The organism is Streptococcus sp. A22, assembly GCF_043674215.1.
Classification (GTDB): domain Bacteria; phylum Bacillota; class Bacilli; order Lactobacillales; family Streptococcaceae; genus Streptococcus; species Streptococcus suis_V.
Window position 1 is genome coordinate 77,451 of record NZ_JBIMJQ010000007.1, and the last position, 24,654, is coordinate 102,104.

19 protein-coding genes and 1 pseudogene are annotated in these 24,654 nt (G+C 43.1%); 3 read left to right on the forward strand and 17 right to left on the reverse strand.

Annotation, left to right across the window (positions count from 1 at the left end; all coding sequences use genetic code 11):
* Nucleotides 1–5: 5 nt before the first annotated feature.
* The 7 genes from ACHBHN_RS04470 to ACHBHN_RS04500 form a co-directional block, all read right to left on the reverse strand.
* Complete coding sequence (locus ACHBHN_RS04470; RefSeq protein WP_105161009.1) at nt 6–818, reverse strand: metal ABC transporter permease; 813 nt, start codon at nt 816–818, stop codon at nt 6–8.
* Nucleotides 811–1,515: an ATP-binding cassette domain-containing protein gene (locus tag ACHBHN_RS04475; RefSeq protein WP_172009769.1), complete on the reverse strand. Its 705-nt coding sequence runs from the start codon at nt 1,513–1,515 to the stop codon at nt 811–813. Before ACHBHN_RS04475 ends, ACHBHN_RS04470 begins: the two co-directional genes overlap by 8 nt.
* Nucleotides 1,515–1,958 (reverse strand): zinc-dependent MarR family transcriptional regulator, encoded by a 444-nt coding sequence (locus ACHBHN_RS04480; protein ID WP_125266202.1) that lies wholly within the window; start codon nt 1,956–1,958, stop codon nt 1,515–1,517. The genes ACHBHN_RS04475 and ACHBHN_RS04480 overlap by 1 nt, the downstream gene beginning before the upstream one ends.
* A 229-nt stretch (nt 1,959–2,187) precedes the next feature.
* Nucleotides 2,188–2,451, reverse strand: coding sequence for a hypothetical protein (locus ACHBHN_RS04485; protein WP_318830269.1), 264 nt, complete (start codon nt 2,449–2,451; stop codon nt 2,188–2,190).
* Between the two features lie 71 nt (nt 2,452–2,522).
* The gene (gene tkt, locus ACHBHN_RS04490; RefSeq protein WP_125266204.1) at nt 2,523–4,493 is read right to left on the reverse strand and encodes a transketolase; all 1,971 of its coding nucleotides are present in this window, start codon (nt 4,491–4,493) and stop codon (nt 2,523–2,525) included.
* A gap of 315 nt (nt 4,494–4,808) precedes the next feature.
* A complete protein-coding gene (locus ACHBHN_RS04495; RefSeq protein WP_394733693.1) occupies nt 4,809–11,264 on the reverse strand; it encodes a pullulanase in 6,456 nt (2,151 codons plus the stop codon).
* A gap of 193 nt (nt 11,265–11,457) precedes the next feature.
* Nucleotides 11,458–12,405: a substrate-binding domain-containing protein gene (locus tag ACHBHN_RS04500; protein WP_172009766.1), complete on the reverse strand. Its 948-nt coding sequence runs from the start codon at nt 12,403–12,405 to the stop codon at nt 11,458–11,460.
* Between the two features lie 262 nt (nt 12,406–12,667).
* Between ACHBHN_RS04500 and ACHBHN_RS04505 the strand changes: the two are divergent.
* Nucleotides 12,668–12,913: pseudogene (locus ACHBHN_RS04505) on the forward strand (hypothetical protein); the annotation flags it as partial.
* Here ACHBHN_RS04505 and gap read toward each other — a convergent pair.
* From gap to ACHBHN_RS04550, 9 genes are all read right to left on the reverse strand, one after another.
* Nucleotides 12,859–13,869 carry a type I glyceraldehyde-3-phosphate dehydrogenase gene (gap, locus tag ACHBHN_RS04510; protein WP_105111113.1) on the reverse strand — a complete coding sequence of 337 codons (1,011 nt, stop codon included), beginning with the start codon at nt 13,867–13,869 and terminating at the stop codon, nt 12,859–12,861. The pseudogene ACHBHN_RS04505 and the gene gap sit on opposite strands and share 55 nt — an antisense overlap.
* A gap of 289 nt (nt 13,870–14,158) precedes the next feature.
* Nucleotides 14,159–14,485, reverse strand: coding sequence for an AzlD domain-containing protein (locus ACHBHN_RS04515; RefSeq protein WP_105161016.1), 327 nt, complete (start codon nt 14,483–14,485; stop codon nt 14,159–14,161).
* On the reverse strand, nt 14,475–15,173 hold the full coding sequence (locus tag ACHBHN_RS04520) for an AzlC family ABC transporter permease (protein WP_394733694.1): 699 nt from the start codon (nt 15,171–15,173) through the stop codon (nt 14,475–14,477). Before ACHBHN_RS04520 ends, ACHBHN_RS04515 begins: the two co-directional genes overlap by 11 nt.
* 56 nt (nt 15,174–15,229) lie before the next feature.
* On the reverse strand, nt 15,230–16,237 hold the full coding sequence (tsaD, locus tag ACHBHN_RS04525) for a tRNA (adenosine(37)-N6)-threonylcarbamoyltransferase complex transferase subunit TsaD (RefSeq protein ID WP_394733695.1): 1,008 nt from the start codon (nt 16,235–16,237) through the stop codon (nt 15,230–15,232).
* A complete protein-coding gene (gene rimI / locus ACHBHN_RS04530) occupies nt 16,227–16,667 on the reverse strand; it encodes a ribosomal protein S18-alanine N-acetyltransferase (protein ID WP_394733696.1) in 441 nt (146 codons plus the stop codon). The genes tsaD and rimI overlap by 11 nt, the downstream gene beginning before the upstream one ends.
* Nucleotides 16,664–17,347, reverse strand: a complete 684-nt coding sequence (tsaB, locus tag ACHBHN_RS04535; protein ID WP_394731958.1) for a tRNA (adenosine(37)-N6)-threonylcarbamoyltransferase complex dimerization subunit type 1 TsaB — start codon at nt 17,345–17,347, stop codon at nt 16,664–16,666. Before tsaB ends, rimI begins: the two co-directional genes overlap by 4 nt.
* 94 nt (nt 17,348–17,441) lie before the next feature.
* A complete protein-coding gene (locus ACHBHN_RS04540) occupies nt 17,442–19,031 on the reverse strand; it encodes an ATP-binding cassette domain-containing protein (protein ID WP_394733697.1) in 1,590 nt (529 codons plus the stop codon).
* A 155-nt stretch (nt 19,032–19,186) separates the two neighbouring features.
* Complete coding sequence (locus ACHBHN_RS04545) at nt 19,187–20,479, reverse strand: radical SAM protein (protein WP_174852886.1); 1,293 nt, start codon at nt 20,477–20,479, stop codon at nt 19,187–19,189.
* Between the two features lie 269 nt (nt 20,480–20,748).
* Nucleotides 20,749–21,627: an Rgg/GadR/MutR family transcriptional regulator gene (locus tag ACHBHN_RS04550; RefSeq protein ID WP_174852885.1), complete on the reverse strand. Its 879-nt coding sequence runs from the start codon at nt 21,625–21,627 to the stop codon at nt 20,749–20,751.
* A 301-nt stretch (nt 21,628–21,928) separates the two neighbouring features.
* Between ACHBHN_RS04550 and ACHBHN_RS04555 the strand changes: the two genes are divergently transcribed.
* Together ACHBHN_RS04555 and rnjA are read left to right on the forward strand one after the other, a co-directional pair.
* Complete coding sequence (locus tag ACHBHN_RS04555; protein WP_394733698.1) at nt 21,929–22,159, forward strand: RNA polymerase epsilon subunit; 231 nt, start codon at nt 21,929–21,931, stop codon at nt 22,157–22,159.
* Between the two features lie 3 nt (nt 22,160–22,162).
* Nucleotides 22,163–23,842: a ribonuclease J1 gene (gene rnjA / locus ACHBHN_RS04560; RefSeq protein WP_105111123.1), complete on the forward strand. Its 1,680-nt coding sequence runs from the start codon at nt 22,163–22,165 to the stop codon at nt 23,840–23,842.
* A 391-nt stretch (nt 23,843–24,233) separates the two neighbouring features.
* Here the strand turns inward: rnjA and ACHBHN_RS04565 are convergent, their stop codons facing one another.
* Entirely contained in the window at nt 24,234–24,638 is a 405-nt protein-coding gene (locus ACHBHN_RS04565) for a GNAT family N-acetyltransferase (RefSeq protein ID WP_105111124.1), read from the reverse strand.
* Nucleotides 24,639–24,654 lie beyond the last annotated feature (16 nt).

A 24,654-nucleotide genomic window follows, 5' to 3' on the forward strand; every position in this document is an offset into this window, starting at 1 on the left:
TCCTCCTATTTTTTAAACTTGGCTACTAGATTCACCAATAAGAAAATACTAATAAAAATCAAGGTAATGCTGGCACTTGCAGGTGTTTCAGCATAGTAAGATGTCAACAAACCAGTGACCATTCCAAAGAAACCAATCAACATCCCGAACACAATCACCGACTTGAAATTTTTCCCTAGACGAAGCGCAATGGCTGCAGGCAAGACCATGATGGTCGATACCAAGAGGGCACCAGCCGCAGGAATCATCAGGGCAATGGCGACACCTGTCACCACATTAAAGGCAATAGACATGGCACGTACTGGTAAACCGTCCACAAAAGCTGTATCCTCATCAAAAGTCAAGATATACATAGGACGCAGAAAGAGAAGGGTCAACAAGATAACCGCAACTGCAATGCCAAACAAAGCCCAGACCTGTTCCTGGCTAATAGTGACAATCGATCCAAATAGATATTGATCTAAACTCAAACTCGACTTACCGCCAGACTTATTCATGACAATGAGAGAAATAGCCAGACCTGTAGACATCAAGATTGCCGTACCGATTTCCATAAAGTTTTTATAAATCGTCCGCAAGTACTCAAGAAAGACTGCTGCCACAATCACAACAAGTAAGGTTGACACAGTCGGAGAAATCCCCAAAACCAAACCAAACGCCACACCTGCTAAGGAAACGTGACTAAGGGTATCTGACATCAAACTCTGTCTTCTGAGAATGAGAAAAACACCCAGGATTGGCGAAAACAAACTCATGGCAATAATTGCCAAAAAAGCCCGCTGCATGAAATCATACTGGAAAATAGACAGATCAAACATGGCCTACCTCCTCGTCGGGTTCGTGGACGTTGAAACAACGCCATGGTGACGCTTGGTCCCGCACCAGATGGATGTTACGGTCCGCATACTTGCTAAGCTCATCTGGATCATGGGTAATCATGAGGACTGACTTGCCGTGTTTCTTGGCCGCATGGTGCATAAGGCGGTAAAAATCGTCCTTGGTCCCACTATCCATTCCAGTGGTTGGCTCATCTAAGATGAAAATATCCGGATCAGATGCAAACATCCGAGCAATGACAGCCCGTTGCTTTTGTCCACCGCTCAGTGACCCCAGTTTTTTATCTCGATGCTCCCACATACCAACCGAATCCAAACTCTTCTTCACATGTTCCTCATCGTGAGCCGTCAACCGTCTAAACCACCCCTGTCTTGGATATCGACCAGAACGAACAAATTCTAAAACAGTACTTGGAAAACCAGCATTAAAGCTAGCAATCTGCTGCGGCAGATAAGCCATACGTAACTTTTTCCCCTTGGTGCTTTTTTCAGAAATAGTCACCTGACCAATTTTTGGTTTCAAAATCCCCAGGGTCGCCTTGATCAAGGTAGACTTGGCAGCCCCATTTTCACCCGTCAAGGTCACAAACTCCCCACTATCCAAGTGATAATGGATGTGCTCTAGGACCGGCTCCTTGTCATAATAGAAGGACAAATCCTCCACTGTGATGTATCTCATTATTTTTTAATCTTCTCCACTAAATCCTGCATAAATCGACCAATCAATTCTTGCTCATCAGTCGTGTAACCCTTTAGCAAGTCCTCGTAAGCCTCTAATGTGTGGACATGATGGTGGGCATGCTCCGCCGCAATGGGACGAGCCAGGTCCGTTAGACTAAAGCGAACAACACGGCCATCCTTACTATCCCGCACTGCCTCCAAGAGACCTTGCGCAACCAAAGACTTGGTGGCCTTGGTCACTGCAGCCTGACTGATATTGAGCTGCTTAGCAATCTCAGTATTGGTATAAGCATTCTTTTCAATCAACATGAGGATATGCTCCTGGGTATTGGTCAACTTGACCGAGCTCTGGCAATTACCAACTAGAATCTCCAGTTGATTTTCCGAACTCAGGACAATCTCATGCAAACATTTTTCAATTTCTAACGCAATCGGATTCATTTTATTTCCTTAACCTTTTAATTAACTCGTTAAGTATATCATATAAAAAAAGAAAAAACAAGAAAATGAGTCATATTTTCAGAAAAAGGCAAACCTCTGACTAAGAGTAGCTTGGACATAGGGCAACCAAGGTCCGTATCAACCTATGCCGTAAGGTATTTTTCTATTCAAATAGCAAAACAGGCACAACTGGCAACCTCGCACAGACATACCGAGATATTTACAAGATTCACTTTTTCATCTTTAAGAGAAATACCAGAGGGGCAAAGAGAAAGAGAGACGGGAAGGCGATTTTTTCTGCCAAGGCATTTTTAGGTATCTTTTCATACAAATCATCCGTGATAAACGAAAAGGCCAGCCAACAGAAAAATAAGTAGATGGCACCTAGAAAATTAGGCCAAGTAGGCAAACCATCCCAAAGCAAACTTAGGCCAACCCCAAACAACATCCCACCGACGACAAAGGCCAAAAAATCAAATTTCAAAGATTTCATAACAGCTCCTTTTGTTTATAGTATAACACAAAACAACCCCTCGGCGAAGGGCTGTTCCTAGTTAATCTATCTTACAACTCATTAACCAATTTCACGACGTTTTCAACGGTGAAGCCGTAGTTGTCGATAACGGTTTGAGCTGGAGCGGATGCACCAAACGTATCGATACCAAGCACCTTACCGTCAAGGCCGACATACTTGTACCAGCCCTGAGTAGCACCCATTTCGATAGCCAAACGACGACGAATAGCGTTTGGAAGGATTTCTTCCTTGTAAGCTGCGTCTTGAGCATCGAAGAGCTCTGTCGAAGGTACTGACACGACACGGACTTTTGTACCAGCTGCCGCCAATTCCTTGGCTGCCTTGACTGCCAAGTTAACTTCAGAACCTGATGCAATCAAAATAGTGTCAAAGCCTTCTGTATCGTAGACAACATAGGCACCTTTGGCAACCTTATCAAAGTCTGTTCCTTCTTCCACTGTCAAGTTTTGACGAGTGAGAACAAGGGCAGACGGAGTAGACTTGCTTGTCAATGACAAGTACCAAGCTGCTTGTGTTTCACGCGCATCTGCTGGACGGAAAACGTTGAGGTTTGGCATTGCACGAAGACCAGCCAAATGCTCGATTGGTTCGTGGGTTGGTCCATCTTCACCAACTGCGATTGAGTCGTGGGTAAAGACGTAGGTCACTGGCAATCCTTGCAGAGCTGACAAGCGTACCGCCGCCTTGACGTAGTCTGAGAATACAAAGAATGTACCACCAAAGACACGAAGTCCACCATGAGCTGCCATACCGTTCAAGATCGTACCCATCGCAAATTCACGCACACCAAATTGGATGTTGCGATTGAGCGGATTTGCAGCATCTTGCAAGCCTTCGCCCTTGATAACGGTCATGTTTGAGTGAGCCAAGTCGGCTGAACCACCAAAGAAGTTTGGCAAAACAGCTGCTGCTGCGTTGATAGCGTCTTGTGATGAGTTACGAGTGGCTTGTGAAAATCCATTTTCATAAACTGGGAAGTCTTCTGGCTTGAGCTCTGCCAATTCACGGCCTTCCAAGATAGCTGTCACTTCATCTGCCAATTCTGGATAAGCAGCCTTGTAGTCTTCAACCAATTTAACCCAAGCGTCGTAAGCTGCTGCACCACGATCAGCCACATTTTCTTTGAAGTCAGCGTAGACTTCTTCTGGAATCTCAAATGGAGCATAGTTCCAATCCAAGGCCTTGCGAGTTGCTTCTGCTTCATCTGGTCCAAGTGGAGCACCATGAGCCGCATTGCTACCAGCCTTGTTTGGTGAACCATAACCAATCACTGTCTTGATTTCAATCAGAGATGGCTTGCCTGCTGTTTTTGCTTTTTCAATGGCCGCAAAGATCGCATCCACATCTGTACCATCGGTCACAAGGTCTGTATGCCAACCGTAGGCATCGTAGCGAGCACGGACATTTTCCGTAAAGGCATCCTTGGTCTCACCGTCCAAGTTAATATCGTTTGAGTCGTAAAGAACGATGAGTTTTTCAAGCTTCTGAAGACCTGCGTATGACGCTGCCTCAGCTGAAACACCTTCCATGAGGTCGCCGTCTCCACAGATAACATAGGTATAGTGGTCAAAAATTGGGAAACCGTCGCGGTTGTACTTAGCCGCCAAGTAACGCTCTGCCTGCGCAAAACCTGTTGCAGTTGAAATACCTTGTCCAAGCGGACCAGTTGTCGCATCGACACCTGCTGTGTGACCGAATTCTGGGTGCCCTGGTGTTTTAGAACCCCACTGACGGAAGTTCTTAATCTCATCCATTGTCACATCAGCAAAGCCTGACAAGTGGAGCAAGCCGTAAAGCAACATAGAACCGTGTCCTGCTGATAAGATGAAACGGTCGCGGTTAATCCAGTTTGGTTGCGCTGGATTGACACGGAGTTCTTTTGTAAAGAGGCTGTAAGCCATCGGAGCTGCACCCATGACAATACCTGGGTGACCTGATTTAGATTTTTCAATGGCATCAATACCAAGGAAACGAATCGCGTTGACTGAAAGTTGTGACATGTTTTTCTCCTTTTATAAAGTCATGTTTTCATTATACCATAAAATACCATAAAGCGTTTTCTATGTCTGTCAGAATATTCTTGTTTCTATATGACGAAATTTTTTGAGAGGAGGGGAATCAATAAATGTATGAAAGAAATTACAATTTTTGAGATCTAAAATCCAAGTAAATTCTTCATTAAAAAACGCATAAAATCAGTATGTCACTTGAACCGTTGATTCTATGCGTTTTATAATGTGGTCTATCTCAATAATTTTGCTACATTTTGAGTTTTTACCAAAAACTGTAAAAACTATTGTTACGACCGAAGAATACTATTCTTCTAATTTTTTGTTTCTTCCTTGTGCAGCAACTGTCAAACCAAGTCCAGCAAGTCCGAGGCCTAGAAGTGCCAAATCACTTTGTCGGTCACCTGTAGCTGGTAGGCTTTCTTTGTTTGATGCACTTGTGGTTTGTTCAGACGCTTGAGCTGTTGGAGTAGAAAGACTTGGTTTTTCTACCACATCCTTAGCCTCCATACTACCCTCAACAACAATCCGCGCCTCACCATCTACTACTGTTTCAGATAACAAATTAGTAGCAACTACCTTACCATCAACCAAGACATCTTGATAATTCACAACTTTCTTGCCTGCCTTACCTTCTTGAAGCACATAAGATTGACCTTTTGCAAGAGTTGTATCATAGCGAACTTCCTCTGCAATTGGAAGGACTGTTTCTTCAGTACGTTCTTTCGTAGTAAAGTCTAGGGTTGGTTTTTCTTCAGCAGTAGGGGCTGTATCTGGAACTTCTGTAATGATATAAGGCAAACGAATCACTGTTGCTGTCAAAGGTGCAAGAACAACTGCGCTATCAGTCAATTCAACACCCACTAAATCAGACAATGCTTCTACACCTGCACGTTCACCATCAACCAGTACTTGACCCTGCAGTAAGTCTTTGTAAATATCTGAAAGAACAAAACTACGTTCCTTACTGTCAGCATTGACAAAGACAGCATAGCGGTCCCCATTGCTTGCAATGGTTTGATAGGCAATAACCACATCATTTTTGGCAATGCCATTTTGACCTGGAATTGAAATCAAGCTAACCTTCTGTTCAACTTCTTCTTTTGTTCCCAAACGGAAGGCATCTGTAGATTTGCGCAAGGCAATCAAACCCTTTGTAATGGCCTGAGTACGGGTATTCTCTGGATAGAGCGCCTCATCTGTCGCTTTGGTCCAGTCAAACTTGTTGACCGCATCCGATGAATCATAAGAATCATGGATGTAGTATGGATAGTCAAATGGCGTTCCATCTGCATTGGTCAACAAATGCGCCTTGTTTGGTAGCTTGTCCTCTGAAACCGGCTCCTTGTAATCAGGATGGAGGAACTGTTTGGTCCGTCCATACTCCTGACCAGAATGGATAAACGGTGTCCCTTGAGCAGTCAAGACTAGCAAATTACCCAAACGTTGACGTTGGTGAATTTCAGTATAGTTTTCAGCAACTGACGGATCCTTCTTGATGGACTGAGCGATAATATCAAAGAGGGTCAAGTTATCATGCGCAGCAATATATTGGATTACATCACCTGGATCATCTGCCAAGAAGTTGCCTGGTTGTGCCTTGATGTTATTGAAGACAGACTCAACACTCTTAGCACCGCCTGTGATAAAGGCTGGCTGACCTTCGTTTGGATAACCAGATTTAAGTGTATTGCGAATGTCATCTGAGAATACTGCAACCGTATCTGTTGAACTCATCCAGTCTTGGTCTGCTGGCTGAACAGGCTGATTGGCATCACCTGTAAAGGTTCTCCATCCTTCACCAAGCATAATAATATTTGGATTGAGTTTTTGAGCCTCCGTAAAGGCTAGCTCAATTGCTTCGGCATCATGATCACCCATCATATCGAAGCGGAAACCATCTACCTTAAACTCATCCACAAGATACTTGATGGAATCAACTAAGACACGACGGCTCATGTAGTGAGTAGTTCCCAGACGACCACCACCAAAGCTTGATTTAGCCGTACCATCAGCCTCCATGAAGTGATAATAGTTTGGCTCCAAATCTTCAAACAAGAAGGTCTTAGAAGTGTGATTATACACCACATCCAAAATCACACCCATGCCTTGTTTGTGAATTTCATTGACCAGGTTTTTGAACTCTTCGATGCGTTTCATTGGATCTGTCGGATCTGTAGAATACATACCTGTAAAGGCAAAGTAGCTCTGTGGATCATAGCCCCAGTTGTAGTTACTGTTGCTTGATGCGTACTCGCTCATCCGCTCTGCATTTTTCAATTCATTGACAAAATAGTAGCTCATAACTGGGAGCAGTTGAATATGGGTCACACCCAGTTCTTTTAGGTAGCTGAGACGTTCTGCAAAGGCAGCAAAGGTACCAAACTGAGCAGTCAATTCATCGGAAATAGCAGGATCTGATGTGAAGTCACGAACATGGGCTTCATAGATAATGGCATCTTCACGCTGATTGAAGTTAGGAATTGTGGCATAGTTCAAATCACTTGGACCAACTTCTGCTGGGTCCACAATCGCAGCTTTTGCAATCCGATAAGATGGATCTGTATCTGCCAAATCACTATTCCACTCCGCTAAAGACTTAGCATATGGGTCTAAAACAAGAACAGATTGATCCCCACGAGCAATTTCATAATGGTAGTAGTAACCACGATAGTCAGCAATACCAAGACCTGATTGACTGTTTAATTCGAGGTCCCATTGTCCCTTATCGCCCTTGGTCATGGCTAATTTACCGACCACCTTAGATTGGTCATCCTTATCGTAAAGAACGACTGCCACACTATCTGCACTTGGAGACCAGAGAGTCATATCAACGACACTACCAGCCTGACGCACACGCGCACCAAGTTCTCCATCATAAGCATAGAGCTCATCCTTCAATTGCCAGCTCATAGTTGTTGTGAAACTATCATTGCCATATTTGAGGGTATAGCCCGCATTTTCTTGGTTGAAATCCCCGAGGACTCGCACCTTGTTGCTTGTAGCATCCAAGACAAGATCCGTCACAGTCACTGTCTGGCCATTTTTATCTGTTACAGACAATTTCTCCAAGATGCTATCCTTATCCGCACCTTCCAATGTTGTAAAGGCTGCTTCTAAAGCTGTTAAACTAACATGAGAAACACCTGTCACACGGACATTATTGACAAAATAAGGGTTGGTGTAAATAGTCGTATCATCATCCTTGAGGAATATTTGTGTCTGATTTTTCAAATCTGTAAAGCTATAATCTTTCTGTTGAATCTTCACATCATCTCCTGACTTGCTTTCATCCAATAGCAAAAAGCCAATGGAACTTGGTAAATCTGTCAATTTGACATCGATATAGGCACCATACTTGCCTTGGTTTTCAAAATCAATACCATTTGGCCAGTCACCCAAGGTAAGGTCAGTCACATCACCCCAAATCCAGAGACCTTTTTGGTCATAATTGCCATCGGTACGGAAGTAATTGATACGGATGTAGCCTTCTTTAAGCGGTTGATAGAGGCTGAGTTGGTAGTTTTCATCAAACCAAGCTTCATTCATCTTGGTGCTAATTCGCTCAATAACTTTATCGCCGGTTATATTTTCCCCAGATGTATTATTAATCAGAAGACTGATTTTGCTAGCTGTTTCATCTTTCATCTTGATGTCCAGATAATAGCCATAGTCATCCTGTTTAGCCGTGCTGAAATTGGTTGCACCTGTTGGCCAAGCACCAAGATCTGACGATGGTTTTTCGACATCATCCCATGTCCATAAACCTAGGCTAGCTACATTATCAGATGGTAGAGTTTTAAAGTGAACACGGAAGTAACCTGCTTCAATTGGTTCTTCAGTTGCTCCTTGCACACTTGCATTGACGATGTCACCTGCTTCTGTCTGAAGGAGCATGGTGCCACCTTGACCGATTGTTGGCAGTTCGACTTGAACAACCCATTTACCATCTTTCTCGATAGCTTGGTAAGATTTTCCTGTGTAGGCATCTGTGACAACCACATCTTTACCAGATACTTCAAGCGCCATTTCCTTGTTCTCGGTATTGGTTGAGAAGACAAGATAGGCTACTTGATCTTGGTAACCGCGTTTGCTGATAAGCCAACCTTGGCTATCATTTCCAGCAAGTGTGCTTGTATCACCACGTGAGAGTAGTGTTGAATTGGCATTACGGAAAGCCAACAATTTTTGGTAATGGTCCTCTATGTCACTTGTTTCTACCTTACTCCAATCGAAATCGTACCGGTTATCATAAACTGGCCAGTTGTTTTGCCCAGATTGGCCTAATTCTTCACCGTAGTAGATGACAGGCTGACCTTTAGCAGTAATCAAGAGACTAGCAGCCAATTTCAGTTTATCCAGATTGCCTTCTTTTTCTGCGCCACTGAGACTGTAGAGGAAACCATCTTCGTCGTGACTGCCCAAGAATTGACCCAGAGAAGCTGCACTAGTCAGAACCTTGCTACGTTCTTCCAGCTCTTGTCCAGCTGCTTTTAGTTGACCATTGACCAGATATTTGGCAATATCCTTAAAGCCAAAGTCCAACAAGCTGTCCATAGTACCGACTCCCAAGTCACCCTTGGTATCCTTATAATTCGCTCCCCAAGTTTCCCCAATCAAGTGGAAGTCAGGATCTCTATCCACCAATTCATTTTTGAAATGTTGCCATGTGGTATCATCAACGTGTTTGACTGTATCGACACGGAAAGCATAGATAGAGTTGCCCTTGGCAGTTGTTGAGCGTTCCAACCAAGATGCCTGCCAAGCAACCAACTGATTGCGAACAACTGCTTCTTCTGTCTTGAAGTCTGGTAATCCAGATAATGAGCCTAATTGGTCATCTCCCTGCTTGTCTTCTTCCTTAGTCCGTACCATACCTGCAAAGGTTTCTTCTGTACCATAGCCAGCATGGTTAAGCACCACATCGACAACAATGTTTATTCCTTTTTCTGCCGCGGCATCAATCAATTCGTGGAAGTCGGCTAAACTTCCCAAATGCGGATTAAGTTTCTCAAAATTGGATGCCCAATAACCATGGTAAGCATAGTACTCTCCATCTGTTGCGCTACCAACATTCTGTGGAATATTTTCCACAATCGGAGTCAACCAGATAGAGTCCACACCCAGTTCTTTCAGATAGTCCAGCTTGGCTGTCACTCCTTTGAAGTCACCGCCCTGGTAAAGACCGCGTGGGTTGGAGGCTGTTCCTTCAACTAGCTTGTCATTGCTGGTGTCCCCATTGTAGAAACGGTCTGTCATCATAAAGTAGATAACTTGCTCGTCCCAGTCTTTTTCACCATCTGCCTTGATACGCTCTGTAATGGTCACATCTAGGCTGGTTTCGTAGTAACCGTTGTCCTTGTCATAGACCTTTACAGGAAGACTATATGTACCTGGCGCTGTGCTAGACGTCGCTTTAATGGTCACACGATTGAGCTCAGTAGAGATTGGCACAAGGCCTCCACCGATGGCACTTGTATCGACTTCCATTTTGACAATCTCAGCACTTTCAGGATTGGTTATAGCTACAGAAACAAGACCACTTTCGTTGTAGTTGAAAGGTGCTTTTATACTTGCTTCAATGGTTACATTTTTTGTACCAGGAGTAGCTTTACTTGTATCTAATTCTACTTTCTCTTCGATAAAATATGGATTGGTATAGACTTTGTCATCACCATTCCGGAGGAAAATTTGACTATGACGTTTGCGGTCTGCAAAAGCTAAATCAATCGATTTATTGCCAGCAAGATCTGGATTATTCTGGTTGATGAGCAGAAAACCAAGTTTAGAATCTAAACCGTTCGAGAGGGGAATGTCAACATAGGCACCGTATTTGCCAAGTTTAAAGTCAAGGGCGCCCGTTGGCCAGCCATCACTCGCTTCAGTCGTATCGCCCCAAGTCCAAACGCCCCAACCTTCATAATTATTGTCTTCACGGGTGTAGTTGATACGGAGAACATTGTCATCCTTGAGTGGCTCATAGCTAGAAACAGTATAATCGCTAGCAATCCAAGCCTCATTTTGTTCCGGAACAAGAAGCTCCACTTTTTGGTCCGATTCTGTTATTTTTTCCCCATCTTTAAGGACCAAATAACCGATTGTGCCTGGTGTCTCAGATTTTTTAATATCAACATAATGGCCGTAGTCATCTACCTGACTGCTTGAAAAATTCGCTGTATCCGTTGGCCATTGATTCCCATCGGACGGCTCTGCCACTCCTCCCCAAGTCCACAGTCCTTGATTTTCTGGCGCTGTTTCATCTACATTTTCAAAGTGCAGACGAATACTGCCTTCTTCAATTGGTGCTTCTGCCGGGGTGGATAATGTAGCTGTTTCTGCTGCAGCTCTTTCTGCCACAGCTGTTTCAGTAGTTGCCAGCGGTTCTGCTGATGCATTATCTACTGTTTCAACAACCTCCGTTACTGCTGGAGTCTCAACTGTTTCTGATACTCCAGTTGAATTTGATGTAGACTCAGTCACCGTTTCTTCTGAACTTGGTGCTGTATCCAAGGCTGTAGGCGTAGTCTCTGCAACTGGGGCTGGCTCAACTGTTTCGACAGGCTGCTCAGAAACATCGGTTATAATAGCTTCCACAGGAGTAGCCACTTCCTCAGCATGAACTGTTTGACCAGGTCCAGACATTAAAAAGGCTGTCGCTATACCGACGGACGCAACTCCTATCGTAAACTTACGAATTCCGAAAATAACTTTTTTTTCAAACATTGGTGATTTTTTTACTAAACGCAAACGTTTTCTATTCATGCCGTACTCCTTTGGTATGTATAATATGATAATAGTATATAAAAAATATTTTCTTTTGCAAACGTTTTCTTAATTGTTATCGGTAACAGCTTTCTTAATCAAAAAAGGGATTGTACTCTTTATTTACCCAGTCATCGTACCCATCAACACTGGATTTAACAACCCCTCTATTAGTTATGTAGCATCATTCATTTTATGCTCTAGTACTTTCTCTCACTACCAAGCTAGCTTGGCAAAATCGCTTTTGTTCCTTTAATTCACAGCCCTCCACCAGAGTCATTAACTGCTTAACAGTAATTCTCCCCATTTTTCGGAACGGTTGCCGCATAGTGGTTAATTGAGGACGAGAAACGCGGTCAATAAAGATTCCATCAAATCCAATAATCCCATAATCTTCTGGGACTCTCTTTGATGAAAACAATAACCCCCGCTCAATACCAAGCGCTATGCGATCAGAAGCACATATAAAGCAAGTATTGGGTGATAACAAGTCCAATTGTCTTACAAAGTCTTCTGATACCCTAGACCTGTTTTCTAGACGATAAATTTTAGGGGGATGTCCCAATTCCTCCATTGCCTCTACATACCCAGCTTCCCTAGATTGTGCAAAGGCATCTGGCAAATCTATCCCAACAAATACGACCTGTTCATAGCTTTTCTCAAAGGCAAAACGACTTGCTTGGTAGGTTGCTTCCTTATTGTGTGTATCTACAAACGGAAGTCCCACCATATTTTCGCCAAATAAGACTACGGGTTTCAACAAACTCCGCAACCAGCCATAATCTTCTATACGCGCGCCCGTGACAATGTAGCCGTCACATTGTTCTGTCACTTGATTCCGATCCGTCACAATTTGCATTGTATAGTTTTTTTCGCTCAGTCCGAGTGAAATTCCTGCTATCAACTCAGCATAATAAGGCTCGACAGTCTCCATTTCCTCTAAGATAATGACCTGGACTGTCAGAGTTCGTTGTTGTGCAAGGGCTTTTGCCACAACATTCGGTTGATAATCTAACTCTTTCATTGCTAACAAGACCATCTGTTTTAACTCTTCCGTAACGAGTTCTGGATGATTCAGAACCCTGGAAACTGTCATCTTTGAAACATTGGCCCTTTTCGCCACATCTGCCAACGTCGTCATATATCTCCTCTCTTATTTTCTAGCCAAAATATGCAAACGTTTTCTTGGTGTTATTATATATTATTTACTACTAAAAAGTAAAGCCCTTTCATCACATTATTTTACAAGAATTTTCTGAATAATCCGCGAATCTGTTTTTTTAATTATAAAAAGGCCTATTTATTAGACCTTTTAACTGTATTTAAAAAGACGGTGTTGACATAACCCTTGAGAAGATACGTTGAACTTAATCCTAGTCAAGTCTTCTTGTTTTAGATAGAACTCTTTGGCGTGCTTAAATCTCAAAAAACTTGTCAAAAGGATGGCGGGAGAGCCTTTTTATTTTGTCCAGATGAGGTGGTTTAAGCACCAAAACAGACACTTTTCTCTAAAAACAGTAAAAAAGACAAATACCGAAACGATATTTGTCTGCAATCTGAAGAGGCCGAAGCCTCTTTTCATTTTCACTAAGGATTATTTAGCGATTTTTGCGAAGTACTCAAGAGTACGAACAAGTTGTGAAGTGTAAGACATTTCGTTGTCGTACCATGAAACAACTTTCACCAATTGTTTGCCGTCAACGTCAAGAACTTTAGTTTGAGTTGCGTCGAACAATGAACCGTATGAGATACCTACGATATCTGAAGATACGATTTGGTCTTCAGTGTAACCGTAAGACTCGTTAGCAGCAGCTTTCATTGCAGCGTTGATTTCATCAACAGTTACGTTTTTCTCAAGAACAGCAACCAATTCAGTTACAGAACCTGTTGGAGTAGGTACGCGTTGTGCAGCACCGTCCAATTTACCGTTCAATTCTGGGATTACCAAGCCGATAGCTTTAGCAGCACCAGTTGAGTTAGGAACGATGTTTGCAGCACCAGCACGCGCACGACGAAGGTCACCACCACGGTGTGGTCCGTCAAGGATCATTTGGTCACCAGTGTAAGCGTGGATAGTTGTCATCAAACCTTCAACAACACCGAAGTTGTCTTGAAGAGCTTTAGCCATTGGAGCCAAACAGTTTGTAGTACATGAAGCACCAGAGATAACTGTTTCAGTACCATCAAGGATATCGTGGTTAGTGTTGAAAACGATTGTTTTAACGTCGTTACCGCCAGGTGCAGTGATAACAACTTTCTTAGCACCATTTTCATGGATGTGTTGCTCAGCAGCAGACTTAGATGCAAAGAAACCAGTTGCTTCAAGAACGATTTCTACACCGTCAGTAGCCCAGTCAATGTTAGATGGTTCGCGTTCTGCAGAAACTTTAACGAATTTACCGTTAACTTCGAAACCACCATCTTTAACTTCAACAGTACCGTCGAAACGACCTTGAGTTGTGTCGTATTTCAACAAGTGTGCAAGCATTGCTGGATCTGTAAGGTCGTTGATACGAGTAACTTCAACACCTTCAACATTTTGGATACGACGGAATGCAAGACGACCGATACGACCGAAACCGTTAATACCAACTTTAACTACCATTTATGATTTCCTCCTTATGAAAATCGAGTTGTATTTTTAAAAGGCAAGCCTTTTAATCCTTTTTGTGAAAAATATAACTTGTAGATTTGCAAGTTAGTTTTCAACGTCCTTATTATATAACTTATTTTATAAAAATGCAAGAGATTCATGAGCATTAAGAAATTAAACCAACAGACCTATCTTCAATCCAATTATTCCACTGCTTTCAAACGTCACTATCACCAATCGCCGTCTAAGTGGAGGCAAGAAAATCGCTAAGCAAAGGAAGAGACCCAGCCCTTCCTTTTTTCTATATAGATACCAATCTTAGCAGCGCTGTCGTCAGAACACCAACCAGGACCGCAAGCAAGATGTTTTTCGTCTTGAGAACCACCCAAAAAGTTGGAAGTAAAGCTAGGCTTTCTACCGGCAAGAAGCTCGGCAACCGTCCAACCTCCTCGTCCATGATACTAGATAAGGTCAAGGCAAAGATAATGGTCAGTGGCAAAAAGCTGAGAAACTTGACCAGTCTATCAGGCAAACCTTTTTTTTGAGTCAAGACAAACGGGAGAATCCGCGGAAACCAAGTCACCGCAGCCGCAGCTAGAATAATCAAAAATATAGTTTTATTGACCATCAACCATCACCCCCACTGTACATCCAACAAGCGTCGCCAACAAGACCGCCAAATAAGACGAGACTAGGCTTGCCAAGCCAACATAAACCACCAAAACCGAAAGCAAAATCAAACCAATCTTCTTCATAGGAAGTTGCCGAGCCATAGCCTCCAATTGGCCAGAAAAAATCCCAACAAACATAGCAATCAAAGCAAAATCCAAGCCCAAAGCCTCAGGATTAGCAATCAAACCGCCCAGCACATTTCCCAAAACTGTAAAGACAAACCAAGAGGCATAGCTGGCTAGATTATTGCCATACATCCAGCTGGGCGCAATCTGCTTTTCCTCAACATGCTTTCGCAAAAGCACCGCATAAGATTCATCCGTCAAGAGGGAACCTATCAAAATATTAGAACCCAGGCTATTGCCTTGAAAAATCGTTGTCGTGTGCAAACTCATCAAAAAATGGCGGATATTAACAAAAAATACCGTCACCGCAATGGACAAAAGCGGGGCCCCAGCTAAAATCATAGCACACATGACAAACTGGGCACTCCCCGCGTAAACCAAGAGACTCATCAGCCCCATCTCAACGGCTGTAATCCCTGAATTGACCGAGACCACCCCGCAAGCAAAACCGATGCTAGCATAACCCAAAACCATCGGCAGAGCTGCTTCCATGCCCGACCGAAAATTCATATCCTTCATATCTTCTCCTATCGATAACAAGAGGCTGGGCAAACGTCCAACCTCTCACGAAACTCTTACAAATTTTCAAAAGCCAGACTTGGTTTGGCATTCAAATCCCAACCAGCAAAGTTTTCCTTGTTGTACTCACTAACCGCAGCCAAGGCAATCATACCAGCATTGTCACCGCAGAGGCGAAGCGGGGGAATGATGACCTCCACATCCTTGATTTCAGCCGCCAACCGCTCCCGCAAGCCCTGATTGGCTGCTACACCGCCCGCCACAACCAAGGTCTTGACAGGATAGGCCGCCAAAGCCTTCTTGGTCTTGGCCATCAAAATATCTATGACACAGGCTTGGAAGGAGGCCGCCAAATCTTCATTGGACAGACTTTCACCCTTTTGCTGGGCATTATGGTAGAGGTTGATAAAGGCCGACTTGAGACCTGAAAATGAAAACTCTAGATTATCTTCCTTGATCATAGCCCGCGGGAAATTGTAAATGTCCTCACCTTGATGAGCCAATTCATCAATGACCCGACCAGCCGGATAAGGCAAGCCCATAACGCGACCGACCTTATCATAGGCCTCGCCGACCGCATCATCGCGCGTCTCACCGACAATTTTGTAATCGCCCGCCTCAGACACATAGACCAACTCCGTGTGCCCGCCGCTGACCAAGAGCGCCAGCAAGGGAAATTCCAATTCCTTAGCCGCACGCGCCGCCATCAAATGCCCCGCCATATGATTAACAGGAATTAAAGGCAAACCATGTGCCCAGGCAAAAGCCTTGGCCGCCGAAATCCCGACCAAGAGTGCCCCGACCAAGCCTGGACCGTAGGTTACCGCAACCGCTGACAAGTCCTCAGCCATTACCTGAGCCGCAAGCAAAGCCTCCTCGATACAGGCCGTAATCACTTCCACATGGTGGCGGCTAGCCACCTCGGGCACCACACCCCCAAAACGCTGGTGGCTGGCAACCTGACTGGCAATCACATTGGACAAAAGCTCCGCTTCACCTCGTAAAACCGCCACTGACGTCTCATCACAGGAGGTCTCAATCGCCAAAATCAATCTATCTTTCATCACGTTCTCTCTTCATTAGCACCGCGTCCTCAATCGGATTGTGGTAATAGTTCTTTCGTTTTCCTATTTTAGTAAAATGCTGGCGTCTATAAAGAGCTTGGGCTGGGGCATTGGATTCCCTCACTTCGAGAAAAATGTCCCCTTCCCAGTCCTTCACAGCAGCCATTAGCTGGCTTGCAATCCCCCGTCCCTGAGAATGAGTCTTAACAGCAATCTGCAAAATCTCCATCTCATCCAGAACCGTCTGCACCGCTAAAAATCCGACCACATCCTGCTCATCATAGGCCAGATAATAGGTCGTATCCGCCCCAGCCATATCCGCAGCCACTTGACTTTCCGTCCAAGGCGACCGCTCATACACATCCGTCAAAACGGCATATACAGCCGGAACCAAGTCCACCTGCCCCTCGTATTTCCTGATTTCAATCATACACGTTTGATATAGTTTTCATCACCAGCAGCATGGTCCTTGAGCCAATTTTCCTCAGCCTCGACACGTTTGAGGTAGGCTGGCTCAAAACTGGTAACTTCCACCGCAGGCAAGTCCTGACCAATAACCGCCAGCTGATAGGCGGACGGCAGGCTGGTTTGAATAGCCGCCTCTGGAAAAGCTTGATTTATCTGCTCGACAAAGTTTGTTACTTCCCCGACAAAAGTCAGGTTTTCCTGACCAGACAGGCTAGCCAATAATTCCTCAAATACCCAGTATTGGTCAGCTTGAGTAGCTCTGCCATTTTCATAAACCCCAGCATAGACCGAATTACGGCGCGCATCAATGAGCGGAACTACCCGACCAGAGAGGCCAGCTGACACCAGCGACTGCAGGCTAGAAACCCCGACCAAATCAATCTGCAGAGTGTAAGCCAGAGTCTTGGCTGTCGCCACCGCTACCCGCAAGCCCGTGTAAGAACCAGGCCCCTGAGCCACGACAATTCGCTCCAAATCCTTGGGTGTCCAACCGACCTGAGCCACTAAAAAATCCACTGTCGGCATGAGGCTGATACTGTGATTTTTCTTGATGGCCAAGAGCGTCTCCGCCAGCAGGCGGCCATCTTCCACCAGCGCCACCGAAAGAGCCTGATTGGAACTATCTAATGCTAAAATTTTCATGATTTTCTCCCTTTGAACTGCTATCTCTCTATTGTAAGCTATCTTGGATATTTTTTCAAATAATGAAAAGACTGGGGTGTGATTTCCCAGTCAGTTATTCTTTTCTCTTCAATTCCACCACTTGATCATATTGAATATCCTCGTCGATATGGTGGGCAATTTCCAATATCATAATCGGTAAAGAATGTAGGAGTTTGCGAACAGCCTTGCCATTTTTCTCATCCAAGGCTGCCGTTACCTCATCTGCTAGGAGAATGTCCTTCTTCCGCAGGAGGAAACGAGCAATTTCCAGACGGACGCGTTGACCACCTGAGATATTGTCACCGTTATTTTCTACCTTCACATTGAGAATATCTGTAAATTCATCAAGAAGCCCAACCTTGCTCAGAACATCTAACAGTTCTTGGTCTGTAAAATCATCACCCAAGGTCAGATTGTAACGAATAGTATCGCTAAATAAAAACGGACTTTGGCTAATCAGACCGATATTGCCTTGAAAATCCTCTCGATTCTGACCACCAGCCTCCGTCACATAAACACAACCTCCATCTGCTGTTTCTTGTCCTAGTAAAATCCGAAAGAGCGTTGTTTTACCAGAACCACTGGCACCTTTGATTAAGACCTTTTCTCCCATCTTGAAGGAAACATTCAACCCAGCAAACAGTTGCTTATCGCCATAGGATTTGGCTAAATCTTTCATATACAATCCCTGAATGTCAGACAGATGACTTTCTTTACGCTCCACAAAATCAGGCTCTGTTTCCAAAATGCCAAAGATTTTATCTGCAATCGCCTGAGCTCCTTGGATATCGACTGCCATGTACATGAGATTCTGAATTGGACCAGCCAGGCGGTTGGAAGCAATGAACATAGTCAGCAAACTAGCAACCGTAATGGTTTCACCATTCATTATCAAGTAAAAACCAATAGCAACAGGCAATATCTGGCTGAAAAACTCCATAAAACCATTAAAGAAAAAGACAATATTGTGGGTAAAAGCATATCGCTGTATGGCTACTTGATACTCTTTAACTATTTGATCTACCCGATGAAAACTCTTTTCAGCACTTTGATTCACAAGAAGCGTTTCACTACCATGGATACTATCGGATACTTCCTCATGAACTTTAGTTCGCAGTTCCGAGAACTCCATCCCAGTATCTTTTAATCTTTGATTTAGTAAAAATTGTGGAACTGGTCTCAAAATCGTACACACCACAAAAATAGACCCCAACAAAATGTCCTGCATTATGATGTAAAGGGCAGTAACGAAGCTGACAAACCCCCAACACAGGAAACCTGCAATCGCTTCAAGATACCTATCTCCCAACAATTCCATATCCTGAGTTAATAGGGTTATCTTATCATTATGGCTATATTTAGAATTTGAAATCAGCTTTCTAAATAAGGACGAGCGAATGCCGATATGAATTTCTCTTCTAAATATATTATTTGTATAATTGCCGAAGAGCATCAAACTATAAATCACTAAATAAACAGACAAACCATACACTAATAGTTGCCAAATTTTTCCGAAACTTAACTCCTCACTCCCGAGTTGCAATATCTTGTTCATTATTAAGGGTTGAGCCAGCACGACTCCGCCATTCATAAAGATACCAAATATCACCAACCATCTGTATTTTTTATCAATATAGCCATAAATTTTAAGTATTCTCTTCATAAGCAACCTCCAATAGCAAAAAGAGAGGCTAGCACTCCTCTCATAATCACAAAACTATGGACGTGTACAAGGTGAATTACAACTACCATTTGTATAAGTATGACTAGATTGACCATACTCTTTATTTGAAATAATAGACATAAAATTTCCTCCTTCTAACCCACATCTAAAATATCATGATAGGACTTAGTCAATGCGAATAGTGCTAGATTTCTTTTAACTAACTTCTGCATACTACGACAGAGTACCTCAGAAGAGTGTTTTGATATTCGCTTAGCCATTGGGCAATGACCTGACTTACAAATCAAGACAAAAGGGCATGATTTACAGTTTTCATCCACTTCAATTACCCATTGACTCAATTTATCATGATTAATAAAACACTTATTTATATTACCAAATACATTTTTAGGATGATATAATGCGACTGTGCAAGATTGCACAATCCCTCTTACATTAAACATATAGTGATTCATCCGATTGGCATAACAAGTAAAACGGTTATTTAGAAAATAACTAACTAAAGAAATACTATAACCAATAGAATTTGCTAGCATTGATAGTTCAAAACTCGCATCATAATCAAGTAAAGTCACACAATCTTTCTCCGAGCGATCCCCCTGCCCCCAATCACCAACATTATGGTAAGAAAAGCTAAACCGTTCATCATTCTTAAAATACAAACCATCTCTATTAAGAAAAGATTTTATATTTTCTTTATTCTCTTTTGAAATATTAAATCGAATCGTGCAGAAAAAATCTAACTCACTATCTTTCATTGCCTGTAAATTTTTATAAATACGACTGTATGACCCTCTGTCGTTTTTCAAAACCCTCTGGCAATCATGACTATCTTGGTTACCATCTATCGTTATTTGATAACTACGGACACTGAAATCTTCAACCAAAGACTTAAATTTATTCAACGATAAGAGATAACCATTTGTAGTAATGTTTGCTAAATAGTCTACCTCATAATTTTGACAAATTTCTTGAAATTTTTCTGAAAGATATTGAATCGTTCGATACCCGAGCAGAGGCTCGCCACCAAACCAAGCAACTTTGAAAAACTTATACTTTCCAGTACTCAACTGCTCTTCCGCAAATCTCAGAATTGCATCCTCTGTCTCTCTTGACATAGCAATGTTTTCAAACTTTTCATAACAATATTTGCAACGAAAATTACAATCTCCGTGCGTTAAAATTGTGAACTCTAATAAAGTGTCGTCTATCTCACGTATCTTCCTTAAAGATTGATTTACCTCATCGTCCTCTGGAAAATAATGAAACTGTTCCAGGTAGGTCTTGTATTGCTCTTTAGTCTCCTCGTCAGTCTTCAATTTTTCTAACAATTGATTCTTAATTAGAAATGAATGGTTATTCTTTGTATTGAAATAGACTATACCTTCGTCACATTCCTGCCGGAGAACATAGGGTGACATCTCCATACGCATACCTCCCTGTCTTTGATTTCACTTATTATTATTTCTTGTCTAAATTCTAACACAACTCAATTGATACTAGTGAAACTTGAAAATATGTAATTTATTTTTATAAAATTACATATTTTCAAGTTAATAATTGCCGTGGAAAAATGAGTTATAATGAAATAAAAAACAAGGAGGCTTGATTAGCTATGAAGAAGGCGTTTTTAAAATCAGTATTTTACCTTTTACTAACCTTACCCATTATTATTTATCCAATTCTTCCAACTTCACTAACAATCTTCTTTTAAAACACATAATTTGTAATGACGTTCCAAGAGTGTCGACACTTTGCTACTCACTATCAATCCAACGGAGGCAATATAGGCCTCTGTTTTTGTTTGAAATTCCATGGAGCCACCTGATTTGATAAGTGCAATACATAGCTTGAAGTAATTCACAAAAATCTGTTCAAAAGCATCTGTTATCTCAACCAGTCTCTCCAGTTCCGTTAAAAATTCTTCCGCTAAACCGTACTTCTCTCGTTCTATCATTTCTCCGACTGAATTGATCAGTATTTTTTTCAAATAATCTCGATGCTTTCTTAATTTTCGATAACTTTTAGATTTATTCTTCAACTCAGATAATAAACTAACAATCATATGATCATTCAACAGCATTTGTGCATTCAAAAATAAATAGAGCTCAAAACTGGTCCATTCCTCAATGGCAAAGAGATAATCTGAAAGAAACTTCCTATCCTCCTCGTCAAAATCAGTTCGTCCATCTAAGGCAGCCAGCGCCACCTTGATGACTATTCTATTTAACCGAGCATAGAGTTCCCCCTCTGCTTTCAAGAGGTCTGACTTCAACAGTTCCCGTAGCCCATCCCTATCCTGTTGGTAATACAAATCTGAAATCAGATTAGCCAGCTCAATATGGGGCGCTTCCTTGTAGCCATGGTATTTGTAGGTAAACTCCTCCATGGTCATGTTGATCCCCTCAACTGCCAGTATCATCTTATCTGCCGCCAACATAGATTTTCCAGACTCAAAGCGTGATAGCTGGGCTGCTGTAAAGTCTCCTCTGACGACATCCTTTTGCTTAACCAAGCGAGAATTTCGGAGTTCCCTGTAAAATTCGCCTAAACTCATTTGTGGTACTGTACCCATGACTCATCCCCTTTCTTGATGCATTGAAAATCCGCTTACATTTATTATAATGTCCAAATATATTTTTGTCAATTTTACTTATTATTCTGCCAAATGACTGCTTGTTTCTGAAAACCATAACACTTTTCCATTTTCCTACCAAACCCTTTTACCATCAGCAAATTTTATGGTATAATGAAGAGTAATATACCGGCTGTGAAACCTAATAACTCAAAAAAATTGAATAGACCCAACAAATAGCATCCCTATTTGTATCTTTTTCATAGACACAGTCAAAAGAAGAAAGGAAACTACACTACACATGATTTTTAAAGTATTTTACCAAGAAACCAAAGTCAGCCCACGCCGTGAGCAGACCCAAGTTCTCTATGTTCAAGTAGATGCTACTGACGAATTGCAAGGTCGTATCAAGGTCAAGGAATTGGTTGAAAACAAGTTCCCAGCCTACAACGTCGAATTTGTCGACCTCCTATCTGACAAGCACCTCGAATACGAGAAAGAGCACGCAGATTTCAAACTTACGGAGTTCTAATTTATGTCATCAGTCAATCTAAAACCTCATGAAGTTGGCGTCTTCGCCATCGGTGGTTTGGGAGAAATCGGGAAGAACACCTACGGTATCGAGTACCAGGACGACATCCTCATCGTTGATGCCGGTATCAAGTTCCCCGAAGATGACCTATTGGGTATCGACTACGTTATCCCAGACTACTCCTATATTGTTGAAAATATCGACCGCGTCAAAGGCTTGGTCATTACCCACGGGCACGAGGACCACATCGGAGGGATTCCTTTCCTACTCAAACAAGCCAATGTCCCTATCTACGCAGGTCCCCTAGCCCTAGCCCTTATTCGTGGCAAATTAGAAGAGCACGGTCTCCTTCGTGATGCCAAACTGTTTGAAATTAACCACAATACAGAATTGACTTTTAAACACCTCAAGGTCAGCTTCTTCCGCACCACCCACTCCATTCCAGAACCCCTGGGTGTTGTGGTCGATACACCGCAAGGAAAAATCGTCTGTACCGGTGACTTCAAGTTTGACTTTACTCCAGTTGGGGAGCCAGCTGATTTGCACCGTATGGCAGCCCTGGGAGAAGAAGGCGTTCTCTGCCTCCTCTCTGACTCGACTAACGCTGAAGTTCCGACCTTTACCAACTCGGAAAAAGTGGTCGGTCAGTCCATCATGAAGCTGATTGAAGGCATCCACGGGCGCATTATCTTCGCATCCTTTGCCTCCAACATCTTCCGCCTCCAGCAGGCTGCAGATGCCGCTGTCAAGACCGGTCGTAAGATTGCTGTCTTTGGCCGCTCCATGGAAAAAGCCATTGTCAACGGTATTGAGCTGGGCTACATCAAGGTGCCGAAAGATACCTTTATCGAGCCAAATGAAATCAAGGAATACCCTGCCAACGAGATAATGATTCTCTGTACAGGTAGTCAAGGAGAGCCAATGGCGGCCCTCTCGCGGATTGCTCACGGTACCCACCGTCAGGTTCAACTCCAGCCAGGCGATACGGTTATCTTCTCATCTTCGCCGATTCCGGGAAATACCACAGGTGTCAACAAGCTCATCAATATCTTGATTGAGGCCGGTGTCGATGTCATCCACGGTAAGATTAACAACATCCATACCTCCGGACACGGTGGCCAGCAGGAACAAAAACTCATGCTCCGCTTGATTAAGCCAAAATTCTTCATGCCTGTGCATGGTGAATACCGCATGCAAAAAATCCATGCCAGTCTAGCTGTTGATACTGGAGTTCCTAAGGATAACATCTTCATCATGGAAAACGGAGATGTCCTAGCTCTGACCAAGGACAGAGCCCGCATGGCCGGTCAATTCAACGCCCAAGATATCTACGTTGACGGAAACCGTATCGGTGAAATCGGAGCCGCTGTCCTCAAAGATCGTCGTGATTTATCTGAAGACGGCGTGGTCCTTGCAGTCGCAACCGTAGACTTCAAGACCAAGATGATTTTGGCTGGACCAGATGTCCTCAGCCGAGGTTTCATCTACATGCGTGAATCAGGCGACCTGATTCGTGAGAGCCAGCGCGTTCTCTTCAACGCCATCCGTATCGCCATGCGCAACAAGGATGCCAATATCCAAACGGTCAACGGCGCTATTGTCAACGCCCTGCGACCATTCCTTTATGAAAAAACAGAACGGGAGCCAATCATCATTCCAATGATTCTGACCCCCGATCACTAAACAAACTAAATCGAAGCAGGATTCCTCTTCGATTTTTTTATTTGAAAAAATTGGGAGCGGGAAAGAACTCGAATAATGAAAAGAGAGTTCGTCAACAAGTCCTTATTTCCAGTTGTTGAGCTGAAACAGTCTATCCCCAGACTGTTTCACTCCCGCCCCCGCACAGCTCCAACAGTCAGAGCAGTGACTGTTGGAGGTTGGAAATTGAACGAACGGAGTTCGTATCATTCGTTAGGACTGGTTCGGAGCGTCAAACGCGAAGGAAATGAGGCTTTCTACGCAACCCTTATTTCCAACTTCAAAAGGTTCCCCGAAACGTATGAACAATCAACCCCTACGTCAATATGTTTTTACTAATTAATGAGGTTGAGGTTGGATTTTATGCCCTACCTCAACATTTTCCTATTCTCCTTATGAAGTGATATTTTGTGACACCTTTGAGGGGAACGTCCTCTAAACTCGCGTATAGTTCATAACCATTTTTCAAGTAGAAATCCTTAGCTTGGTAGGATTTGGTGGATAGGGTAATACTGGTCACTTCCAGTTCTCTGGCCTGCTCCTCCAATTCTGACAACAATTGACTACCCAGTCCCAAACCTTGCGCTTCTTTAGCCACTACCAAAGCTTTGACATGAATAGTTTCCAATGTCTTCACCGCCTGCAGGACACCGACCAACTGACCGTCCTGTTCTTTGGTCAATACAAGCTCAGTCGGCGACAGTTTCTCTAAAGACTCCGGACCAAATTCCTCTACAAATTGCTGGTCAAACACCTGATTTACAAACTCATCAATCATTTTCCACCTCCATCGA